This is a genomic window from Nocardia sp. bgisy118, from assembly GCF_057708605.1.
Window position 1 is genome coordinate 61,486 of record NZ_JBYISM010000012.1, and the last position, 19,255, is coordinate 80,740.

The window sequence follows — 19,255 nt, forward strand, 5'->3', positions numbered from 1 at the left end:
GACAACCCGATGTCGGGTCGGGAATTTTTCTCGAGCACGGCAAGGTTCTCCCCGCGGACGACCGCCGGACCCGGCGATATACACCGGAGCCGGTATCAGCACTGAACGGCGACACGGACATCGCGCCGGAAGGGATCGAATATGAAGTTCGCGGTCAGTTACAGCAGCGCCCATTTCGGGGCCGATCCGGACCGGATCATCGACTACGCGCGCCACGCCGAGGCCTGCGGATTCGAGGGCCTGTACCTGCCCGAACATCTGGTGCTGTTTCCCGGCGCGAAGATGCACACCTTCGAGGTCCCGCCCACGCTGCCGTTCCTCGACCCGCTCGACACCCTCGCCTACGTCGCCGCGGCGACCGAGCGGCTGCTGCTCGGCACCGGCGTGCTGCTGCTGCCGTACCGGCACCCGGTGGTGCTCGCGAAGCAGTTGGCGACCATCGACGTGCTGTCCAAGGGCCGGATGCGTTTGCTGACCGTGGGATTGGGCACCCTGCCCGAAGAAGCGGCGGCCACCGGTGTGGAATTCCGCGCCCGCGGACGACGCGCCGACGAAGCGATCGATGTGCTGCGGCTGCTGTGGGCGGGTGGCGAAGAAGGCGTCAGCTACCAAGGCGAGTTCTTCGCCTTCGATGATCTCGTCCAGTACCCGAAGCCCTACCAGGCCACGACATTGCCGATTCACGTCGGCGGATCGAGCCTGCCTGCCGCGCGCCGAGCGGGTCTGCGCGGCGACGGATACTTCGCGGGCGGCATGCTGGTCCCGCAAGAGCGCAAGGTCCAGTGGGATCTGGCGCGCTCGACGGCCGAGGAAGCCGGGCGGGACCCGGACGCGCTCGAATACACCCGCTGGAGCGGCATCGATATGACCGACGAACGGCTCGCCGCCTTCGCCGCGCAGGGCGTCACCCGTGTCGTCGTCAGCGCCACCGCGTCGGACCCGAACGAACAACTCGACGAACTGTCGTGCTTCGCCGAACAATTCGGTGTCGCCCGCGTGTGATCTCTGCGCTCGGCCGACGTCTCGTCGGGCAGGTTCGGCCGAGCATCAGGCGAATCCCGCTGCGAAACAGCGGCATTCGCCCGACGATCACTGGCGGTAGGTGGCCAGGAAGCGGCCGATGCGTTCGATGATCGCTTCGAGCTCGTCGGCGTGCGGGAGGGTGACGATGCGGAAGTGGTCGGGTCGTTTCCAGTTGAAGCCCGTGCCCTGCACGATGTGCAGCTTCTCTTGGAGCAGCAGATCCAGCACGAATTGTTCGTCGTTGTGGATCGGATACATATCGAGGTCGATGCGCGGGAAGGCGTAGATCGCGCCCTTGGGTTTGACGCAGGAGACACCGGGAATCGCGTTCAGCGCTTCCCAGGCGCGGTCGCGTTGCTCGCGCAGCCTGCCGCCGGGCAAGGTGAGGTCGGTGATGCTCTGATGCCCACCGAGCGCGGCCTGAATCGCTTGCTGCGCAGGCACATTCGCGCACAGACGCAGCCCGGCGAGCATCGTCAGACCTTCCAGGTAGTTCTCGGCGTGCTCGGTGGGACCCGACACCACCAGCCAGCCGGACCGGAATCCGGCCGCCCGGTACGACTTGGAGAGCCCGGAGAAGGTCAGACACAGCAGATCGGGGGCGAGCGCGGCGGTGGCCGTGTGGGTGAGATCGTCGTAATGGATCTTGTCGTAGATCTCGTCGGAGAACACGACGAGATTGTGGCGGCGCGCGATCTCGAGGACCTGGCGCAGCACCTCCGGCGAATAGACCGCGCCGGTCGGGTTGTTCGGGTTGATGAGCACGATCGCCCGGGTGCGGTCGGTGACTTTGGCGGCGATATCGGCCACGTCGGGAAACCAGTCCGAGGACTCGTCGCAGACGTAGTGCACCGGCCTGCCACCGTTGAGCGTGGTCGCCGCGGTCCACAGCGGAAAGTCGGGCGAGGGGACGAGCACCTCGTCGCCGTTCTCCAGCAGGGCGGTCATCGCCATCATGATCAGCTCGGAAACCCCGTTGCCGAGGAACACTTCCTCCACGTCGACATCGTCGACACCAAGGGTTTGGTAGTACTGCACGACCGCCCGCCGCGCCGACAACAGGCCTTTCGACGACGAGTAACCGCTCGAGGCGGGCAGCGTGCGGATGATGTCCTGCAAGAGCTCCGCGGGCGCTTCGAAGCCGAACGGCAGGGGATTGCCGGTGTTCAGCTTCACGACGTGGTGGCCCTCGGCCTCCAGCCGCGCGGCGTGCTCGGCCACCGGGCCACGGATCTCGTACGACACGCCCGCGAGCTTGCTCGACTGCTTGACCTGCATGAACATCCCTTCTGAGTGCGGTTGCCGCACACACTCTACTTGGTTTTTCCAAGTATGCACTTGGATTTTCCAAGCGATTCGATACAGTGGCATGGTGCCACGTCGAAGCTATGCCCACTTCTGCGCCGTCAGCCGCGCACTCGATGTCGTCGGCGACCGGTGGACGCTGCTTGTGGTCCGCGAACTGTCGTCGGGTCCGCGCCGCTACAGCGATCTGTTCGCGGACCTGCCGGGCATCAGCACCGACGTGCTGGCCGCCCGGCTCAAGGACCTCGAGCGCGACGGCATCCTCACCCGTCGCCGCGTCGGTCCCCGCGCGGCGACCGCCGTCTACGAACTCACCGAGGTCGGCCTCGGCCTGCGGCCCGTGCTCGCCGCGCTGTCGGCTTGGGGCGCACCGCTGCTCGGCGAGCGTGGCGCCACCGATGCCGTCCGCGCGCACTGGTTCGCCCTGCCGCTGGGCCGCGCGGTCGCCGACCTGCTCCCCGAGGGGGTCGTCACTGTTCACATCGGCGAGACCACGTTCCACTACGTGGTGACCGGCGCGGGCATCAGCCACCACGACGGCCCCGCCGAGGCCCCTGACCTCGAACTCCACCTCGACTTGGCCGCCGCGACCGAGGTGGTCATGGGCACGCGCTCACTGGCCGAGCCTGCGAAGCGTTAGCTGCCGGTCGGGGCGCCCGCGACGCGCCGCTCGCCGCCGTTGCGTTCCTGCCAGAGGCGATAGACGTCGACCGCTTCGTCGTGCGGCGCGTAGCGCATGGGCAGGCGGCGCTGGTCCCACGGTCGCGAAGGGCCGCCCGCCCTCGGTGACGTTGCGGCGCGCGAGACCGATGGTGCGCTGTGTGAAATCCATTGCTACTCCTCGCTTCTCAGAACGGTTTGGTGGGCAGATACTTGCCGTCGAGGGTGATCACGGCGCGTTCGCCGCCCTCCGGGTCGGCGACCTTGCGCACGTCGAGCTTGAAATTGATCGCGCTGATGATGCCGTCGCCGAACTGCTCGTGCACCAGTGCTTTGAGGGTTGTGCCGTAGACCTGCAACATCTCGTAGAAGCGGTAGATCGTCGGATCGGTCGGGATACCGCCGGGAATGGACCCGCGAGTCGGGATCGTCTGCAGCAACTTCGCCGCGTCGTCGTCCATGCCCAGCAGCTCGGCGACCGCCGTGGCGGCCTCGCGCGGAAGGGCGTGCTGGCCCAGCACCGCGGCGGTGACGAAGGCGACCGACAGCCCGGCCGCGTCGGCGAGCTGCTGCCAGGTGAGATCTTTGGTGATCTTCGCGTCCACCGCCGCGGCGGCCAAAGCTTGGCGGGCGGTGGGATCGAATTGTGCGTGCACCATAGTGGGTTGTTCCTTTCTGGTCGACCGGCCCGGCAAGTCCGGACCGCTTCGGTTTTCGCGTGGGAGGTCAGGCAGCCGGCACGTTGCCGGAATCCGAGCCGTCGAGGACGGTGATCGCGCCGGTGCCGATGTCGAATACCCATCCCTCGACGGTTAGGCCGCCCGCCGCGACCGCCCGGGCAACCTGCGGGTGACCCGCCAGGTTGGCCAGCTGTGCGAGGACATTCGCTCGCACGAGCGCTGGAACGGAGACGCCGAGGGCGGTGGAGCCCGCGTGCCGCAACCACTCGGCGAGCATCGGAGTCCTGCTCAGATCGCGACCTTCGGCCAGGGCGGTCATCGCGCCGCAGCCGGAATGGCCGCACACCACGATGCGCGAGACACCCAGCACGGCGACGGCGTACTCGATGCTCGCCGTCACCCCGTCGGTGTCCGAGTAGGCGGGAACCAGATTCCCCGCGGTGCGGATCACGAAAAGCTCGCCGGGCTCACTGTTCGTCACCAGCTCAGGAACCACACGCGCGTCGGAACAGCCGATGAACAGCGTCTCGGGACGGTGCCTCGTCGCCAAACGGGCGAACAGATCCGCCTTGGACGGGAAGACATCGCGTTGGAAACTCGCGACGCCGGCGGCGAGGTCGTGCATGGATCGCTCCCTTCGGTAGGGCCTGACGAATCCACCATGCACAACCTGCGGCTATAGCGTCCAAGACGCAGTTCCCATGCTTGCGATTGTTCACGCCAATAGTTGAAGGCTGCGCGAAGATCGACCGGCGTTCGCACCGTCCTCATTGCGCGCCGAATGGACTGCGTGGCAGATCGATTCGGAGGGAGGTCGCCGCGTTCAGTTCGACCGGGCGGCGTCCTTCATGAGCGCGGCGAACGCTCGCGCGGCGGCCGACTGATAGGCGGTCCCGCGCCGCAACAACTCCACGGTCCGGGTGGGCAACCCGGGCGCCAAGTCGATCGGAACCAGTTCGGCGTGCGCGCGAGTGATCGCATCGGGCAGCACGGTGGCCAGCGAACCGCGGCGCACGAACTCGACCAGCGCTCCGATGGAATTGGCTTCCACCGCGATGCTCGGCGTGCTGCGGCTTTCCTCGAAGTAGGCATCGATGTGCGTCCTGGTCGCGAAATCGCGCGTGAGCAGCGCCAGCGGAAACCGCGCCAGCCGCGCGACCGGCAGCGGCTTCGCGCGGCCGGCCAGGGCGTGGGTCGATCCGACCACCAAGCTGAGGCGTTCGGCGAACAACGCGACGCCCTCGACCCCGGCGGCATGGGCGCCCGCGAAGGCGATACCGAGATCGACACGGTCGGCGAGCAAGTCGGCCTCGATCCGGTCCTGGGTCGTCTCGACGACGGTGAGCGTCACACCCGGGTACGCGGCATGGAACTCGTGCACGAGCGGACCGATGAAGTAGGCGGTGAACGTCGGCGTCATCGCCACCCGGAGCTGGCCGCGGGACAGATCCTGCACATCGTGGATCGCGCGCTCACCGGCATCCAGATCGCGCAGGGCGAGCCGGGCGTGATGCGCGTACGCCTCCCCGGCCTCGGTCAGCCGCACGGCGCGACCGGAGCGATCGAGCAGCTGCACGCCGAGCGCGCGCTCGAGCTGCCTGACCTGCTGCGACAACGTCGGCTGTGACACGTGGAGGAACTCCGCCGCACGGGTGAAGTTGCCGTGATCGGCGACCGCGAGCAGATACCGGATGAGGCGCAGCTCCATGAACGAACTATAGACGCGCTCTATCGCAACCATGGGACCTCTGTATTGGGCACTATCGCGATTCCTGGGCATGGTGGGGATATCGGCAACCCGAGTCAGGAGTTCTCCATTGATCCAGCGTTCCCACCGAATCGTGCTGGCCGCGGCCGCACTGGCTTTCTCGATCGCGGCCTGCACGGCCGATCCTCCCGGCGACCGGACCGTGCAGCCGCCGGTCGACCCGAGGAGTACCTCCGCTGCGGAGCCGTCCCCCGTGCGCGCTCTCCGCGACCCCGCACTCGGACCGCAGCTGGTGCGGGCGGCCGCGGCCGACGACGCCGAGAAGGTAGGCGAGCTCATCGCCGGTGGGGCCGACATCGAGTTCCGCGGCGACCACGATCGCACTCCGCTCATCGCGGCCACGAAGAACCGGGCTTCCGCCGCGGCGCGGGCACTGATCGAGGCGGGTGCCGACGTCAACGCCAAGGACGACATGGAAGATTCGGCCTACCTCTACGCGGGCGCCGAAGGCATCGACGACATCCTCGAGCTCACCCTGCGCCACGGCGCCGACGTGCACAGCGTGAACCGCTACGGCGGCACCGCCTTGATCCCGGCCAGCGAACACGGATACCTCAGCACGGTGCGGCTGTTGATCGACGCGGGCGTCGAAGTCGACCACGTCAACGAGCCGGGCTGGACCGCGATGCACGAGGCGATCGTTTACGGAGACGGATCCGAGCGCTACCAGCGGGTCGTGACCGCCCTGCTCGACGCGGGCGCCGACCCCTCGATCCGCGACGCATCCGGACGCACCGCTCTCGACAATGCCCAGCGGCGTGGGCAAACCGGGATCGTCTCGATCCTCGAGGCCCGTCGTTGACCGATTTCGTCGACCTCGAGAACTTCTTCGCGGGCCTGCGCCATGGCAATTCACGCCGCGGGGGAGATGTGGGCGTGCACAAACCCTCCCCATTGTCGTATGGTGTCGCGGTGACTTTCTCTAACGGAAAGGGCGCCGCGCGCCCCTGCCGGTGACCCCCGGCGAGTGGCTGGTCTCCGACGACATCGATGACCAGACCACTTTTCTCGCCCACGCAATCAGTCTCGCTGCCCTGCACGGGCCAGGCCCATGGCCTGCGGAAGGCCGTCCGCTGCCGGACGATTCACCTGACGAGCGGAAGCTCCTGAACTCGACCGTCCTCGATGGTGTGCAGACCCATCACGCCACGGCCCCGGCCGAGCCGGACGTCGCCGCTGCCGCCGTCGCTACGATCACCGATATCGTTGCCGCGCCGAGTGATTCGGCACTGGCCGCATTGCACGATCAGTTGGCCGAGCGCTCAGCGCTCGCGCTGGCCGACGCATTGGTTCGTGAGCTGCGCGCTGCCACGTTGCCGCGCGACGAGGTGCGGTCGGTGGCGCGGTGGCTGACCGAACACGGCACCCGCCGCAATGCCGTGGCGCTCGGCATCGTCATCCTCGGAGTGACCGGCGACGAGCGAGACCGCGAATTGCTGCTGACATTGGGGACTCTGGGCGATCTGACGCTGTATGCGGTGGTAGCGCTGGGCAATTCGCAACCGGATCGGCATCGCGCGGTGTACCAGCTCGCTCGCCGCGTCGACGGATGGGGACGAATCCACGCCGTGGAGCGGTTGGCGAGAACCACCGATCCCGAGATCAAGGCATGGCTGCTGCGAACCGGCTTCCGCAACGGCGTGATGAACGAATACCTCGCCCATCTCGCCGCCACCACCGGCGATCTCCGCGGCGCGCTGCTCGCCTCCGAGGTCGGCGACGAACTCCTCGACGGCGCCGCCGACATTCTCGCCGCGCTGGCCCTCCACGGCGGACCAGCCGCGGACATCCGGCACTACCCCGACGCACTGCCGGTGCTGATCCGGTTCGCCGAGTTGCTCGCCACCGCTGCTCCGACCCTCACCCGCATCCGCAGTACGCGGACGATCACAGGTCTACTGAACGACCCACCCCCGGAACTGGATTGGCCCTCCGACGAGGTCACCGGTCTGGCCACCGAATACGCGGCGCTGCTCGCGCGGACCGACTGGGCCGACGAGGTCCGGGCGCGCCTGGCCCAGCCGGAAGGCGAATTCGGCTTCAACCAAGCACTGTCCTGCGCAGAAGCCGTCGGGATCCAGGCATATCCGCAGGCCCTGGCCCATCTTCGACGCAATCCACGCAACGGTTACGCGTGGCAATGGGTGTCCAAAAGGACGCCCGACCACGCGGTTGCCGCGCTGGCCGACCTGGCGCAGGATCTGCTACCGCTGGACGAGATCACCCGCGGGCCGAAGCCTGGCGGCAGGCGTCGCGCCGATGACCACATCCTGGAGATCATGGTGTCGACTGTGCGGCGCGCGGCGTCGGGAACCGGCCTGCCGCTGGTGCGCTCCGCGCTCGGCGCCAATCCAGTACGGTTGCGCCGCGCAGCTCTGCGAACCCTCGTCGAATGGTACGGCCACGACCTCCCTGACGACATCCGCAGCTGGGTAACCGCCACTGCCGCAACAGAACCCGACGACGAGCTCCGCCGCGAGCTCACCGCACTCATCGATCACTGACCCGGAAACCGGGCGTTCACCCGAACGTTCGCACCGTCTTCGCTCGGCGGCGGCCCGCCGTCGTCGGCAGTGGGGAGGTCGAAGGTTCCGTCCGGTGCTGTCGCCGCGCTGTCGTTCCGGTTTCGTGTCAGGAGGTGTCGTGGGAAGTAGCATCGGGGCATGGACGGTTTCTTGCTGTTCGTGATATCCGTCGGTCCCATCGTGCTGATCACGGGTGGATTCGCGTGGGCTACGACTCGCGCGCGTCGGCGGGGGATCGGTGGTGTTTCGGTCACCGGTCCGTTCCAGGACATGTGGGATCCGGGCGCGGCGCGAACTCAGGTCGAGATCGAGATCCAGGCCGAGCAAACAGCGCCGGCTCCCTCTCCAGGTGACCCGCCGGACTCGGGTGATCGATCGGACGACGGTGTTCTCCCATCCGCCTCGCACGACTCCGGCAGTCGTACGGACCTCAGGTCCGATATTCACTCGGGTACTCCATTTTCGGCGACTACGACCGATGACCTCTGATGGTGGGATGGGGAAGGTCGTTCTGGCCCAAGACTTTCCGGAGTGCCGATGAGATGGCGTCGAGTTCTGTGGTGTCGAGGCCGGTGAAGCGGCGTTCGATGGCGGCGAGGTAGTGCGGAGCGGCTGCCCGGAGGCGTTGTCGGCCGGTGTCGGTGATGCTGACGAAGGCGGAGCGGCCGTCGTCCGGATTGGATTCGCGGAGCACCAGGCCGTGTGACTCCAGTTCGGTGACCAGCCTGCTCACCCGGGTTCGGCTGAGCACCACCTGTTCGCCCAGGTCGCTCATGCGCAATGGCTGCGGACCATTCAGCTCCAGCAGCACGTCGTACCAGCTCAGGGGCAGTCCGGTGGTGCGACGTAGTTCCGCGTCCAGCTCGGGGACGAGTTTGGCGTGCACCTGAAGCAACGCGGCCCAGGCGCTGACGGCCGGGTGTGATCGGTTCGCATGGTTCGGCACGGTACGCATCCTAGTCGATTGCGTGCGCGCGCACGCATGTAGTAGCGTGCGCACGCACGCAAATTTGTGCTCGAGAAAGGTCCTCCTGATGACTGCCCTGATCACCCGTGACGAACTCGCAAGAGAGCTCGAGACCGGTTCGCTGACCGTGATCGATGCGCTCCCGGCCGAGTATTACGCCAGGGCGCACCTGCCCGGCGCGCTCAACCTTGTCCAAGCCGATGTGGAAGCGAAAGCGTCGCAACTGCTTCCGAACAAGGATGCGGCGATCGTCACCTACTGCTCGAACCCGGCGTGCCCCAACAGCGGGCAGGTCGCCGCCAAGCTGACGGCCCTCGGCTACACCAATGTGCGCAAATACCCTGAGGGCATTCAGGATTGGACCGAGGCGGGCTTCCCCGTCGAACACTGACGGCCGATCGTGTGGGTGTGGCAAGTGCTATGTGCAGTTGCCACACCCGGTCCGGCCTCTCCCTCTGTCGGTCGAGGAGTTGCCGCCCGCCGCCAGTCCACGCTCTCGCCTGAGGTTGTCGGGGTTGGGGCGAGCGGGCAGCTCATCTTCGGATCCACGGCACGCCCCGGGGCAAGCGCGTAATCGCGATTCAGACGGATGCGGCTGCTCTGCGGAGGGCGTCGAGACTGGTCTCCGGTGAGGTGTTGAAGCAGAACCGGATTCCCGGCGCCGCGTCGACGATGACATTGACAATGCGCTCGAACAACAGGGTGTGCTCGGGGAAGGCCCGCACCGCCCCGCCCACCATGACGAGGTCGAACTGCTGGTCCGCCAGCAGTGTGCGGATTTCGGTTTCAGCCTCCTCGGGCGACGCGCGGACCATGCACGGCATCACATCGAATTCGGTGTTCTGGAGAGCGGCATTGGTGACGTCGACCCTGGCCGTGAGCTGCGCCTCGTCCAGATCAGGAAAACGACTGTAGTCCATGGCTTGTGGATGCAATCCGATGGTCAGTGCTCGGAGGCGTGCGGTAGCTTCGGTCATCGACTCTCCTCCACGAAGGGGTGCGACCGCCCGTCCGCGTGGGACGATTGGTCTCTCGTTCACCGTTATTGCTTTGAAAGCAAAAATATTTGGGAGAGAGAGGTATGTCAACGGAGCACGGTCTATCCCTGGACGACAGCGTTCGAGCCATGGTGTTGCTCATGCCGCGGCTGGTCGGCCGCGCGAAACGCCTGCCGGTTCCCGAAGCTCTGCAATCGTTCGATTTGGCACCGCGCCATCTGTCGTTGTTGACGTACGTGCTGTTCGACGGGCCGCTCACAGTGAACGAGCTGGCGAGTCGACTGGAGGTGGCGCCCACCACCGTGAGCCTGATGATCGGCGACCTCAGCCGCCAAGGCGTACTGGACCGCCGGACCGACGAGAACGACCGGCGACGCACCCTTGTCACCATCGCCGACTCGCATCGAACGGCGGTAGCGGCCTGGCTCGGTGGCGCGGACCGCGGATGGCGCGCCGCGCTGGGCCCGCTGACGGCCGAGCAGCGCGCCCTGGTCATCACAACACTTCGCGCCTACGAGGAAGCCGTCTCTTCCAGCTGAAGTTCCACAAGTCCACCGATGCATCCGTAGTCAACGCCACCATCAGCAGCACCGAACGGCCGGAAGTCCCCGCCCGGCCTCGGCTGACCGGATGATCCGCGGCCGCACTCGACATTGCCCAGGGCCGGGGTTGAGGTCGTCAGCAACCCCTCGCCTCGGCGGTGAAGGTGGTCCCGCTGGCGGCCTATGCTCGCGCGGTCGCCACGGGAGCCCTCGACCCGCAGGAGCGGATCGCCGTCACCGACTGGGAACGCTGGTACCTGCCGGGCACCGACGGCGGCGCACACGACGCGGCGCGCACCCGGCTCCCGGGCGATACGGTCACCCTGGACCAGATGGTCAGCGCCATGATCCGCGAAAGCGACAACGCCGCACCGGATTACCTGCGCGATCGCCTGGGCGACCAGGCGCTGATCGAGGCCAGGCGGCCGGCAGTTGGACCGGCTACTCGCCGTCCACGAAGCTCGGCGATGCGATCCGCCTGCTCGATCCGGCCGTCACCGATCCGTGGGCCGCTGCGCGGCGTCATGCCGCCGACCCCGGCTATCGCACCGAGATCCAGTCGAAGACATTGCCAGCCCTTGGATACTCAGCTGGCGTGGGCCGACAGCACGCCGACGGGTTCGGCGCGCCAGCTCACCGCCCTGCACCGCGCGATCGCCACGGGCAGTTTCGGCGCGGGCGCGGATATCGCTCGCGCCCAGCTGGAATGGCAGGCTCCGCCGGAGGAGTTCGAGGCGATGGGGTCTTGACCGAACCGGACACCCTGCACCGGTTGAGGTGCGCGGTATGACCGATGTCGAGGGTAAACTCGCCGAACTCGAGGCGCGGATCGAGGCCCTGGAGGGGCGCCCGGTCATCGAGGACGCCGCCCGCGGCTTCATCGAATACCGCGGGACCGTCGATTTCGGCAGTGAGATCAGCTGGACGATCCGCTACGCCGCGTCCTCGGTCCTGAACCTGCCAGCCGCCGCCCGGGTGGAAGCGCTTGCTGCACTCGGACATCCGGTGCGGCAAGCACTGATCCAGGCGCTGCTGGACGGTCCCCGCACCGGCGCTGAACTGGCCGAGGCCGTCGGCTTGACCTCGACCGGTCAGCTCTACCATCACGTCCGCGCGCTCACCGCCCCGAAGATCATCGAGCAGCATAGCCGCGGCGCCTACCGCATCCCTCCAGCGAAGGTGGTTCCGCTGCTGGTGCTGATGACCGCGGCGGCCGATCTCGCCGAGCATTTGCACTAGCCGGGCAACGTTTCCAGCCACAAACCAGTTCGGTGATCAGGCCCGCTTGTTCAGTATGTCGTTGATCTGATTGCCGAGATCGACGGTAATGCGGCCGCTGGGCAGTTCGACGCCGAGGGCTTCGGCCAGGTCGGCCTGGTGGATGTCGAGGGTGGACTCCATCAGCGTCGCGAGTACCCGCGAACTGTCGCGGGCCCGCCAAGCCCCGGTGAGTACCGCAGCGGAGGCGAGAAGAGCTGCGGGCCACCACCATACGGCCCACGGCAGCAGGAGAACGCCCCAGGCGACGAGGAGGGCGTCGGTGAAATAGCCGCGCTGCGCCGCGACGACGAGTTCGCGACGCTCAGCGCCGATCAACAGCCACAGACGCGGCCAGGCATGCACCAGGGACAGCCCGTACTCGGCGTCGACGCGTTCACCCAGCAGGCGGAAGTGCTCACCGACCGCGGTCGCCCGGGTCGGCAGGTATCGCGCGGGTGGCGGCTCGTGACGGTCCTGCCACCGCTCTCGCGCCGCAGCCTGACGCCGATCGCGGCGCACGGGCCGCGCCACGCGAATCCACCAGCGGTGCACCAGGTTTTCCGCGACCAGTGCGGCCAGGAACCCCGCCAGGGTCGCGGCGGCCAGCAGCAGGATGGCCCAGACGGTCAGCGCCGCGAGATCGCGACCGCCTCGGGTGAGCGACTGTACCCGGCTGCTGACGAATCCCGGATCGAGCGCGTGCCGGTGGGCGGCCAGTGCCGCCCAGACCGCGAGCGCGGTGTACAGCAATCCCGGCAGGGCGATGGCAGTGAACCAGGTTTCGCTCAATCGTTTACCGAGGCCGATCAGGATGTCGGTCACGAGCGGCCACCACGCAACCCGGGCAGGCGCCGGACCATGTCGGTGTCGCCGATTGCGCAGCGCGGCCGGTGACCGGTGCGGGGATCCGCGGTCGCCCGCCGGTCACAGGCTCTGGTCGGGCACCCGTATCCGCCGCGGACCGGCACGGCGGGCACACCGAACCGGTCCAGATCGCTGGGATCGATCCCGTGCCGATCGCCGGGCGCCGGTCGCGGGGTCACGGCCTCGGCCGGATCGACCGGCAGGCCGCGATCGCGAATCGCCTCGGCCACGGCGGTTCCGGCGGCGATGTCGGCCACGGCGGCGTCGAGTGCACCGCGCCAACCGGCTTGCTCGGCGATCTCGGTGAAGGCCGGGAGGTTCTCACACCACCAAGCGCGTGCGGTGCGGTCCGAGACAGGTGGTGGTGCCAATCCTGTTGTGCTCCCTTCGAATTCGTTGCGGCTAGGGGCCGATGTGCAAGAACGGCGCCCAGTGGCGCATGGCGTGCGGTTCGGCGTCGCGCAACTCCATCGCTGCGCCGTGCAGTGCGGTCGCTGCGGCGTCGGCGCTCGGTCGACCGGAACCGAGCAGTGCGGGGTACACACATTGGGACATGCGGTGCGCCGCGACGTCCCCGATCGCCCACATGGCGCCGATCACGTGCCGCCAGCCCCGGCTCTGCAACGCGGCCGCGAGCGTGATCGACTCGTCCAGATTCCGCGCGTCGCCGACATGGGTTTCGCAGGCGGACAAGAACGCGAACTCCCCACTGCCACGGCTGGTTCCGGTGAGATCGTCGATGCCGACCACGCCCGCCTCCTGCCAGTCGTACGGATACAACCCCGCGTCCGCCGGATCGAACAGGTCCTGCGTCCCGTGACAGGCCACGTGTAACCAGGTGTGGTCCGCGAGCCCGGAGAGCAGGGCCGCCCGGGTGGCCGCTGCGCCGATCAGCGCCGTATGCGGTTGTGCGCCCAATAGTTTCACCAGATCCTCGGCCTCCTCGGCCGCGGCCGGGATCGGATCGAGTCCGGGGGTCTCCGGGACCGCGAAGATCAGCATGGCGCCCGGATACTCGGCGCGCCGGGTGCCAGGGTGGGCGTCTGTGGTGGCGCGGCGGCCATCCGAGGTGTCGAGGTGGGCGTCGACGGTGGCGGGCTCGGATTCGGTGTGGGTGCGGCGGGCGTGCGCGAGGTGCGTGAGCGAGGTGGCCCACGACGAGATCGTGCGGTCCAGCACCGTGCGGCCCGCTCCTTCGGCGTGGAATCCGGCGGCGTGCAAGGGCATGACGGTGAGGACACCGGTCGGACACCACCAGATGCGTGGGAGCGGTGCACCTGCGGCCGGGCGATCGGTGAAACCCAGTGCGCACAGCACTGGTTCGGCAATAGCGGTCCACATCCAGGCGGCAGTTCTGGCCAGGCCCGCGTCGAACACCTGAGTGTCGGTGGTGGTGCGCCGACTGGCGGCGTACCGCTTGACAGTATTCACGTGCAGCTCGGCCTGCCGGACCGCGGTGTCGGCATCGAGTCCCGGCAGCGGGACCGCGACCACGCGATCCCGGCTCACCGCGACCGCGTCGCAGCGCAGTTCACTGCAATTGATCAGCACGATCCATTCGCCGGGGGTCAGCGGGCGCAACGCCGAGAATGGTTGGGGGAGCAGAAATTCCGCCGGACGCGGGAATCCGGCGGTGGCGTCGAGGCCACGGATCCGGTCGAGCAGTCGCTCGAACCGCCGCGCGGAATCAGCCCGCTCGTACCGCGTCGTTTCCTGCTCGCCGGGCTCGCCGGTGCCATCGAGGGCGGCCGCGCAGACCTCGAATTCGTCGGCGAGTTCCGGTGCGGCGCTACGCAATCCCTCGATGTCGGCACGAACCTCCCGTCGCTGGGTCCACAGTATGCCCCGCCCTGCTTCGGTCAGTTCGATCGCGCGCTCGAATCGCCCCGCCGCGATTGCCGCCGCGGTCGCGTTCTGGGTCAACTCGCCCGCCTCGGCTTGCAGCAGCAGCCGTCGGTCCGCGTGGGCCAAGCCGCGCCAGGCCAGCGCGGGCAGCAGCGCCACGCCTCGGCCGAGGATGTCGGCTCCGCGCGCGGGATCACCCGACTGCGTGGTGGCCGTGCCCCATCCGAGCGCGATGCGCAGCAGCGGCACCAGCGGTGCGCCCGGCGTCTCCCAGGCTTGCCGCCAGGTGTCGGCGGCCCGCACCCAGTCGGCGCCGTCCCCGGTATCGGCGAATCTGCGGTGCAGGTAGACGGCGAGGTTGCACAGCATGGGGGCGCGGTTCGGCTCGCCGGGATCCCTTTCGTCGGCCGCCTGTCGCGCGGAGTCGATCGCGGCATCCAGGTCGGTGGTGTCGCGCCGAGCCAGGTATCGCTGATAGAGCGCGCCCGCGTAGTTGTACAGATTCCGCGCGTCCAGGTCGGTGTCATCGAGGCCGGTCTCGAATCGGTCGGCCACGGAATCGGCCAGCAGCGCGACACTTTCGTCCAGATCGGATTCGGTGCCCCGGCCGCTCGCGACTCGGGCCAGCAGGACGGCGGCCAGACTGGGCCCGACGATCTTGCGCCGGTTGAGGTCGTCGAGCTCCCCATCGGCGGCTGCCCGCAGCAGCGCGACGGCCTCGTCGAGCAGTGCGGGATCGCGGCTGAGACTGTGGCGTAATCGCAAGACCGCGCCGAGCTGCCAGTGACTCTCGGCGAGTTCGTCCGGGTCGGGTCCGCTCCGAATGAGATGGCGCAGCGCTGTTTCCGCGGTGTCGAGGTCCGCGGGATCGAGGAACAGGGTGGCGCGTTCCCTGGTGAGACCGGCCAGTTGCAGCAGCCATGCGTGATTGTCATTGGGTTCGGAGACGATGACCTCGACCGCGCGCCGGGTGGCGGCGATCGCCTGGTCGAAATGGCCCGCCAGCCGGGTGGCGAGCGCGATCCGGCTCCAATGCACCGCGAGACCGAGTCGGATGCGGCCGTGATCGGGCGAGCGCCGGGCGAGCGGGGCCAGTGTCGCGTCGAACAGCCCGGCCGAATCGGTGAGGGCGTTGGCCGCCGCGGTGTAGTCGCCCATCTCCACTAGGAGGCCGATCTCGTTGAGCGACACAGTGATCGCCTGCCGGTCGTCGCCGGACGCCGACGCCAGCCGGACACTCTCCGCGAGATAATCGGCGCGGCGCGCGGCATCACCGGGCGCGGAACGCAGCAGCAGGGCCGAGGCGAGATTGGACAGAAATCCCGCCCGCCGACCGCCGGGCTCGGTCGCGTACCGGACGGCTTGCTCGGCGGCGGCCACGGCGGCGTCGGGATCGTTCTCGCCATCGGTGCGCCGGTAGCGGAGCTGATGCAGCAGGCTCAGCAGGTCGAACGCGTCGCCGCGCCGGTCGTCCTCGGCTGGAAGCAGTTCGAGGGCACGCTCGGTGTAGCCGATCGCCCTGGACACGGCAGCCATGTCGTGCAGCGCGTCGGCGCGGATGTACAGGCTGCCCGCTACAGCGCACAGCCGCTCGGGATCGTCGGCGAAGTCGGGCGCGGCGACAGTGCGACCGGCATCGGTGAGCGTCGCCGCCTCCGTGCTCGCCCCCTCGTCGTTCGTGCCTTCCGGTTGGGCGCTGGAGATGAGTGCCCGGTTGGTGGTGAGATGCTCGTATTCGGCATGCGCGGAATCGATCGAATCGATCGCCCGGTTGATCGCGTCCACGGCGTGATCGAGATCGCCCGGATCACCGTAGGTGCGATAGCGCCGCAGCCGAATGGCAGCGAGGGTGTTGTGCACGATGTGGAAGAACCACACGTCCTCCGGCGTCAGCGCCGCCCCCTCCCTGGCGACGCGCACGGCCTCGTCGAGCAGCTGCGGATACCCGGCGTAGTCGTATGCCTGAATCAGAACATTCGCAAAGTTGGCCAGTCGGCCGCCGTAGTCCGGATCCTCCGGCCGTGCGGTCAGGAATTCGGCGCGCAATTGCGAAATCGAGTCCTCCACATCGAAATTCGCCGCGGCCTCCGCCGCGCGTGCGAACTCCTCGGCGTGTGAATCCCACTCCTCGGTCAATTCGGCGAGGAACTCGCGCGTGGGCGTCGCCTCACCCTCGGAGAGCTGCTCGAGGCTTTCCTGTAGCAGCTCGATCGCCTCGCGCAAGGACTCCGGATCGGCGGTTCGCTGGTAGTCGCGCCAGAGGGCTCGCGTGAGATTACCGATCGCGAGCCAGCGGATCCTGTCGTCGTCGGCGGCGGCGTCTGTGGCTCGCCGCGCGGTGTCGATCGCCTCCGCGAGGATGCCGGCTTCGGGCATCTCCTCGTCCAACAGCCCGAGCAGCCCCGACAGATTCACCAGCCGCGGCGCGTATCGGAAGCTGGTCTCGGGTGTCGCATCGATCGCCGCGCGGAGCAGTTCGATGGCGCGGACCAGCACGCCGGCGTCCTGGTGAGCCTCGTACTCGTCGATCAGTCGCTCCGCGCGGTCGGCATCGGCCCGGGCCTGCGGCGGGTCGTCCTCCTCGATGACCTCGCGCAGCGGGGCCGGGACGGCGTCCGGATCGGCCGCGTACACGGTCTGGAACCAGCTCATCACGGTGATGAGCTCCGCTTCGGTGAAGCTGGTCAGCTGCGCCTCGAACGGCAACCAGCGCAACCACCCGAGCGTGTACGCCACCTCCACGTCGTGGAGCGGATCGCTCTGCGCCACAAGCTCTTCGGCCTGGCGGAGCACTTTCTTGCCGAGCAGTGCGGAAAGATCGTCGGCGGCCAGCGCCTCGTCGAGCCGCTCGGACAGCGTGGCCAGCAATTCGTCCCGGGTCGCCATCCCCGCCCCCTCGCCCTGATTCGCTGTGGCGCTCGCTTCAGGGTACGGCGCTACCGCGGCATCGGCCGGGAAATCGGATCGGTTGAGACGATGCGACAGCCGACGAATCGGCCACGAGCCAGCAGGTCCCGCGCTGCGGTAAATCCTTAGCGCCGGATTCCGCGCGAACGTTCATTCCGGCGCCGAAACATCATGTCACTACCACTGTCTCGGATCAGGTTCGACGGTGAGGGGCCCGGTCGCGGGCGTCGTAGTCCTGTCGGGCCTGATCGACCTTGTCCAGGTTGACCGACCATTCGGCGAGTGTTGCGAAAAGTGGTGCCAGGCTGCGCCCCAGTGCGCTGATCTCGTACTCCACCCGGGGTGGGACCTCGGGGTGATAGGTGCGCACGACAAGCCCGTCACGTTCCAGTTGCCGGAGCCGCTGCGTCAGGACCTTGGGCGTGATCGTTGTGATGCGGCGTTCCAGCTCGCTGAACCGTTGCCGCCCGAACTCGTTGAGTGTCCACAGGATCGGCGTGGTCCAGCGGCTGAAGACGAGATCGACCACCGGAGCGATTGGGCAAGCCAGCTCCGGAGGGACCTGCGATGTGGCCTCGGTCACCTGAAAACCACTTTCCCCTAGGTACCTACTAGCTCTCGGATAGTAGCGTCGCCGAATGCGTTGAACAAACGCGGAACAGGAGACAGAGATGATTGTGGTGACGGGAGCGACCGGAAATGTGGGGCAGCCGCTCGTTCAGGCGCTCGTCCGGGCTGACGAGCCGGTGATCGCCGTGTCCCGGAGGGAGATCGGGGTACCGGCGGGAGTCCGGCATCACCAGGCCGACTTGGCCGAGCCGCAGAGCCTCGCGCCAGCCCTCCAGGGAGCTGCGGTGTTATTTCTGCTGACCTCCCCAGACTTCATGGCGAACGGCAATATCAATGCCGTCCTCGACGTCGTGCGCGCGGCCGATGTCCCGCGCGTGGTTCTGTTGTCGTCCCATGGCGTTGGCACGGGACGTCATCCGTCGGTGCTGGAAGACTCTGTTCAGCAGTCAGGTCTGGAATGGACGATGCTGAGGCCGGGCAACTTCGACTCCAACGCGCTGCAATGGGCCGATATGGTCCGTACACAGCGGGTGGTCGCGGCACCGTTCGGTGATGTCGCAGTCCCGGCCATCGACCCGGCCGACATCGCCGAGGTAGCCGCCATCGCGCTACGCGAGCAAGGACACCAGGGCACCATCTATACGCTGACCGGGCCGGAACCGATCTCACCCCGGCAGCAGGCCGCGGCGATCGGTGCCGCACTGGGCGAGTCGGTGCGGTTCGTCGAGCAGAGCCGTGCGGAAGCGCGGACCCAGATGCTGAGGTACATGCCCGAGCCGATCGTGGAGGCCACCCTCGACGCGCTCGGCACACCCTCCGCCACCGAGCAGGCCGTCAGCCCCGATATCGAACGACTCCTCGGACGCCCACCCCGCACCTTCGCCGAATGGGTGGCACGCACCATCACAGCGTTCAAGTGACCCGCCACAAGCCGCTGTCGGCCTCGGCCGAGACTTTCCTGGCCGAACCGCTGCCTGCCACACTGACGACCATTCGGCCGGACGGCTCACTGCACGCTGCGCCGGTTCGCTTCACCTGGGACGGTGAGGCGGGGCTGGCCCGGGTCATGACGGTCGGCTCCTCACGCAAGGCCCGCAACCTGGCGGCGAACCCGGGCAGCCGCGTCGCCCTGTGCCAGGTGGACGGCTTTCGCTGGATCACGCTCGAAGGCACGGCGACCGTGTCCAACGATTCACGCGAGGTGTCCGACGGCGTGTCCCGGTACACCAGGCGCTATCAGTCGCCGCCACCCAACCCGCCCGAGCGGGTCGTCATCACGATCGCGGTGGACAGCGTCATGACCCTCAACACCTGACCTAGGAACCTGAACGATCGGCCCGG

The 19,255-nt window shown here is 67.9% G+C and carries 19 protein-coding genes and 2 pseudogenes; 10 read left to right on the top strand and 11 right to left on the bottom strand.

Annotated features, from left to right (window positions below):
• Positions 1–141 precede the first annotated feature (141 nt).
• On the top strand, positions 142–1,002 hold the full coding sequence (locus AC3EO7_RS16885) for a TIGR03619 family F420-dependent LLM class oxidoreductase (protein WP_435591698.1): 861 nt from the start codon (positions 142–144) through the stop codon (positions 1,000–1,002).
• Between the two features lie 87 nt (positions 1,003–1,089).
• Here AC3EO7_RS16885 and AC3EO7_RS16890 read toward each other — a convergent pair whose 3' ends face one another.
• Positions 1,090–2,301, bottom strand: a complete 1,212-nt coding sequence (locus tag AC3EO7_RS16890; protein ID WP_431970161.1) for a pyridoxal phosphate-dependent aminotransferase — start codon at positions 2,299–2,301, stop codon at positions 1,090–1,092.
• A 91-nt stretch (positions 2,302–2,392) separates the two neighbouring features.
• Here AC3EO7_RS16890 and AC3EO7_RS16895 point away from each other — a divergent pair, with 91 nt between their 5' ends.
• On the top strand, positions 2,393–2,968 hold the full coding sequence (locus tag AC3EO7_RS16895) for a winged helix-turn-helix transcriptional regulator (RefSeq protein WP_431970160.1): 576 nt from the start codon (positions 2,393–2,395) through the stop codon (positions 2,966–2,968).
• Here the strand turns inward: AC3EO7_RS16895 and AC3EO7_RS16900 are convergent.
• The 4 genes and pseudogenes from AC3EO7_RS16900 to cynR all read right to left on the bottom strand — a co-directional run.
• Positions 2,965–3,096 (bottom strand): annotated as a pseudogene (locus tag AC3EO7_RS16900) (nucleoside deaminase); the annotation flags it as partial. The gene AC3EO7_RS16895 and the pseudogene AC3EO7_RS16900 sit on opposite strands and share 4 nt — an antisense overlap.
• An 80-nt stretch (positions 3,097–3,176) precedes the next feature.
• A complete protein-coding gene (gene cynS / locus AC3EO7_RS16905) occupies positions 3,177–3,647 on the bottom strand; it encodes a cyanase (RefSeq protein WP_431970159.1) in 471 nt (156 codons plus the stop codon).
• A gap of 67 nt (positions 3,648–3,714) precedes the next feature.
• Positions 3,715–4,293 (bottom strand): carbonic anhydrase, encoded by a 579-nt coding sequence (locus tag AC3EO7_RS16910; protein ID WP_431970158.1) that lies wholly within the window; start codon positions 4,291–4,293, stop codon positions 3,715–3,717.
• A gap of 198 nt (positions 4,294–4,491) precedes the next feature.
• Positions 4,492–5,376, bottom strand: coding sequence for a transcriptional regulator CynR (gene cynR / locus AC3EO7_RS16915; RefSeq protein ID WP_431970157.1), 885 nt, complete (start codon positions 5,374–5,376; stop codon positions 4,492–4,494).
• 109 nt (positions 5,377–5,485) lie between these two features.
• Between cynR and AC3EO7_RS16920 the strand changes: the two genes are divergently transcribed.
• A complete protein-coding gene (locus AC3EO7_RS16920; RefSeq protein ID WP_431970156.1) occupies positions 5,486–6,238 on the top strand; it encodes an ankyrin repeat domain-containing protein in 753 nt (250 codons plus the stop codon).
• 151 nt (positions 6,239–6,389) lie between these two features.
• The gene (locus AC3EO7_RS16925) at positions 6,390–7,940 is read left to right on the top strand and encodes a hypothetical protein (protein ID WP_435591699.1); all 1,551 of its coding nucleotides are present in this window, start codon (positions 6,390–6,392) and stop codon (positions 7,938–7,940) included.
• A 490-nt stretch (positions 7,941–8,430) separates the two neighbouring features.
• On the opposite strand, the gene AC3EO7_RS16930 is transcribed toward AC3EO7_RS16925, so the two are convergent.
• Positions 8,431–8,907 carry a MarR family winged helix-turn-helix transcriptional regulator gene (locus AC3EO7_RS16930; protein WP_431970154.1) on the bottom strand — a complete coding sequence of 159 codons (477 nt, stop codon included), beginning with the start codon at positions 8,905–8,907 and terminating at the stop codon, positions 8,431–8,433.
• An 88-nt stretch (positions 8,908–8,995) separates the two neighbouring features.
• Here AC3EO7_RS16930 and AC3EO7_RS16935 point away from each other — a divergent pair, with 88 nt between their 5' ends.
• Positions 8,996–9,319: a rhodanese-like domain-containing protein gene (locus AC3EO7_RS16935; protein WP_435591700.1), complete on the top strand. Its 324-nt coding sequence runs from the start codon at positions 8,996–8,998 to the stop codon at positions 9,317–9,319.
• 190 nt (positions 9,320–9,509) lie between these two features.
• Here the strand turns inward: AC3EO7_RS16935 and AC3EO7_RS16940 are convergent, their stop codons facing one another.
• Positions 9,510–9,905, bottom strand: a complete 396-nt coding sequence (locus AC3EO7_RS16940; RefSeq protein ID WP_435591701.1) for a hypothetical protein — start codon at positions 9,903–9,905, stop codon at positions 9,510–9,512.
• A gap of 104 nt (positions 9,906–10,009) precedes the next feature.
• Between AC3EO7_RS16940 and AC3EO7_RS16945 the strand changes: the two genes are divergently transcribed.
• The 3 genes and pseudogenes from AC3EO7_RS16945 to AC3EO7_RS16955 all read left to right on the top strand — a co-directional run bounded on the left by AC3EO7_RS16945 (position 10,010) and on the right by AC3EO7_RS16955 (position 11,707).
• Positions 10,010–10,465 (top strand): MarR family winged helix-turn-helix transcriptional regulator, encoded by a 456-nt coding sequence (locus tag AC3EO7_RS16945; RefSeq protein WP_435591702.1) that lies wholly within the window; start codon positions 10,010–10,012, stop codon positions 10,463–10,465.
• A gap of 152 nt (positions 10,466–10,617) precedes the next feature.
• Positions 10,618–11,217, top strand: a pseudogene (locus AC3EO7_RS16950) (serine hydrolase); the annotation flags it as partial.
• A 37-nt stretch (positions 11,218–11,254) separates the two neighbouring features.
• Entirely contained in the window at positions 11,255–11,707 is a 453-nt protein-coding gene (locus AC3EO7_RS16955; RefSeq protein ID WP_435591703.1) for a winged helix-turn-helix domain-containing protein, read from the top strand.
• Between the two features lie 36 nt (positions 11,708–11,743).
• Here AC3EO7_RS16955 and AC3EO7_RS16960 read toward each other — a convergent pair whose 3' ends face one another.
• The 4 genes from AC3EO7_RS16960 to AC3EO7_RS16975 form a co-directional block, all read right to left on the bottom strand.
• On the bottom strand, positions 11,744–12,550 hold the full coding sequence (locus AC3EO7_RS16960) for a hypothetical protein (RefSeq protein ID WP_431970148.1): 807 nt from the start codon (positions 12,548–12,550) through the stop codon (positions 11,744–11,746).
• Complete coding sequence (locus AC3EO7_RS16965; RefSeq protein WP_435591704.1) at positions 12,547–12,963, bottom strand: hypothetical protein; 417 nt, start codon at positions 12,961–12,963, stop codon at positions 12,547–12,549. The genes AC3EO7_RS16960 and AC3EO7_RS16965 overlap by 4 nt, the downstream gene beginning before the upstream one ends.
• 31 nt (positions 12,964–12,994) lie before the next feature.
• Positions 12,995–17,323 carry a CHAT domain-containing protein gene (locus tag AC3EO7_RS16970; protein ID WP_435591705.1) on the bottom strand — a complete coding sequence of 1,443 codons (4,329 nt, stop codon included), beginning with the start codon at positions 17,321–17,323 and terminating at the stop codon, positions 12,995–12,997.
• 214 nt (positions 17,324–17,537) lie between these two features.
• The gene (locus AC3EO7_RS16975) at positions 17,538–17,873 is read right to left on the bottom strand and encodes a winged helix-turn-helix transcriptional regulator (RefSeq protein ID WP_435591706.1); all 336 of its coding nucleotides are present in this window, start codon (positions 17,871–17,873) and stop codon (positions 17,538–17,540) included.
• A gap of 142 nt (positions 17,874–18,015) precedes the next feature.
• Between AC3EO7_RS16975 and AC3EO7_RS16980 the strand changes: the two genes are divergently transcribed.
• A complete protein-coding gene (locus AC3EO7_RS16980; RefSeq protein WP_435591707.1) occupies positions 18,016–18,834 on the top strand; it encodes an NAD(P)H-binding protein in 819 nt (272 codons plus the stop codon).
• Complete coding sequence (locus AC3EO7_RS16985) at positions 18,831–19,229, top strand: pyridoxamine 5'-phosphate oxidase family protein (RefSeq protein ID WP_435591708.1); 399 nt, start codon at positions 18,831–18,833, stop codon at positions 19,227–19,229. Before AC3EO7_RS16980 ends, AC3EO7_RS16985 begins: the two co-directional genes overlap by 4 nt.
• Positions 19,230–19,255 lie beyond the last annotated feature (26 nt).

What these genes read in the sequence shown, in the direction of transcription:
- AC3EO7_RS16885 (WP_435591698.1), top strand. Translation starts at nt 142, where the DNA reads ATGAAGTTCGCGGTCAGTTACAGCAGCGCCCATTTCGGGGCCGATCCG.
- AC3EO7_RS16895 (WP_431970160.1), top strand. Translation starts at nt 2,393, where the DNA reads ATGGTGCCACGTCGAAGCTATGCCCACTTCTGCGCCGTCAGCCGCGCA.
- cynS (WP_431970159.1), bottom strand. Translation starts at nt 3,647, where the DNA reads ATGGTGCACGCACAATTCGATCCCACCGCCCGCCAAGCTTTGGCCGCC.
- AC3EO7_RS16980 (WP_435591707.1), top strand. Translation starts at nt 18,016, where the DNA reads ATGATTGTGGTGACGGGAGCGACCGGAAATGTGGGGCAGCCGCTCGTT.
- AC3EO7_RS16955 (WP_435591703.1), top strand. Translation starts at nt 11,255, where the DNA reads ATGACCGATGTCGAGGGTAAACTCGCCGAACTCGAGGCGCGGATCGAG.
- AC3EO7_RS16935 (WP_435591700.1), top strand. Translation starts at nt 8,996, where the DNA reads ATGACTGCCCTGATCACCCGTGACGAACTCGCAAGAGAGCTCGAGACC.
- AC3EO7_RS16910 (WP_431970158.1), bottom strand. Translation starts at nt 4,293, where the DNA reads ATGCACGACCTCGCCGCCGGCGTCGCGAGTTTCCAACGCGATGTCTTC.
- AC3EO7_RS16940 (WP_435591701.1), bottom strand. Translation starts at nt 9,905, where the DNA reads ATGACCGAAGCTACCGCACGCCTCCGAGCACTGACCATCGGATTGCAT.
- AC3EO7_RS16890 (WP_431970161.1), bottom strand. Translation starts at nt 2,301, where the DNA reads ATGCAGGTCAAGCAGTCGAGCAAGCTCGCGGGCGTGTCGTACGAGATC.
- cynR (WP_431970157.1), bottom strand. Translation starts at nt 5,376, where the DNA reads ATGGAGCTGCGCCTCATCCGGTATCTGCTCGCGGTCGCCGATCACGGC.
- AC3EO7_RS16945 (WP_435591702.1), top strand. Translation starts at nt 10,010, where the DNA reads ATGTCAACGGAGCACGGTCTATCCCTGGACGACAGCGTTCGAGCCATG.
- AC3EO7_RS16970 (WP_435591705.1), bottom strand. Translation starts at nt 17,323, where the DNA reads ATGGCGACCCGGGACGAATTGCTGGCCACGCTGTCCGAGCGGCTCGAC.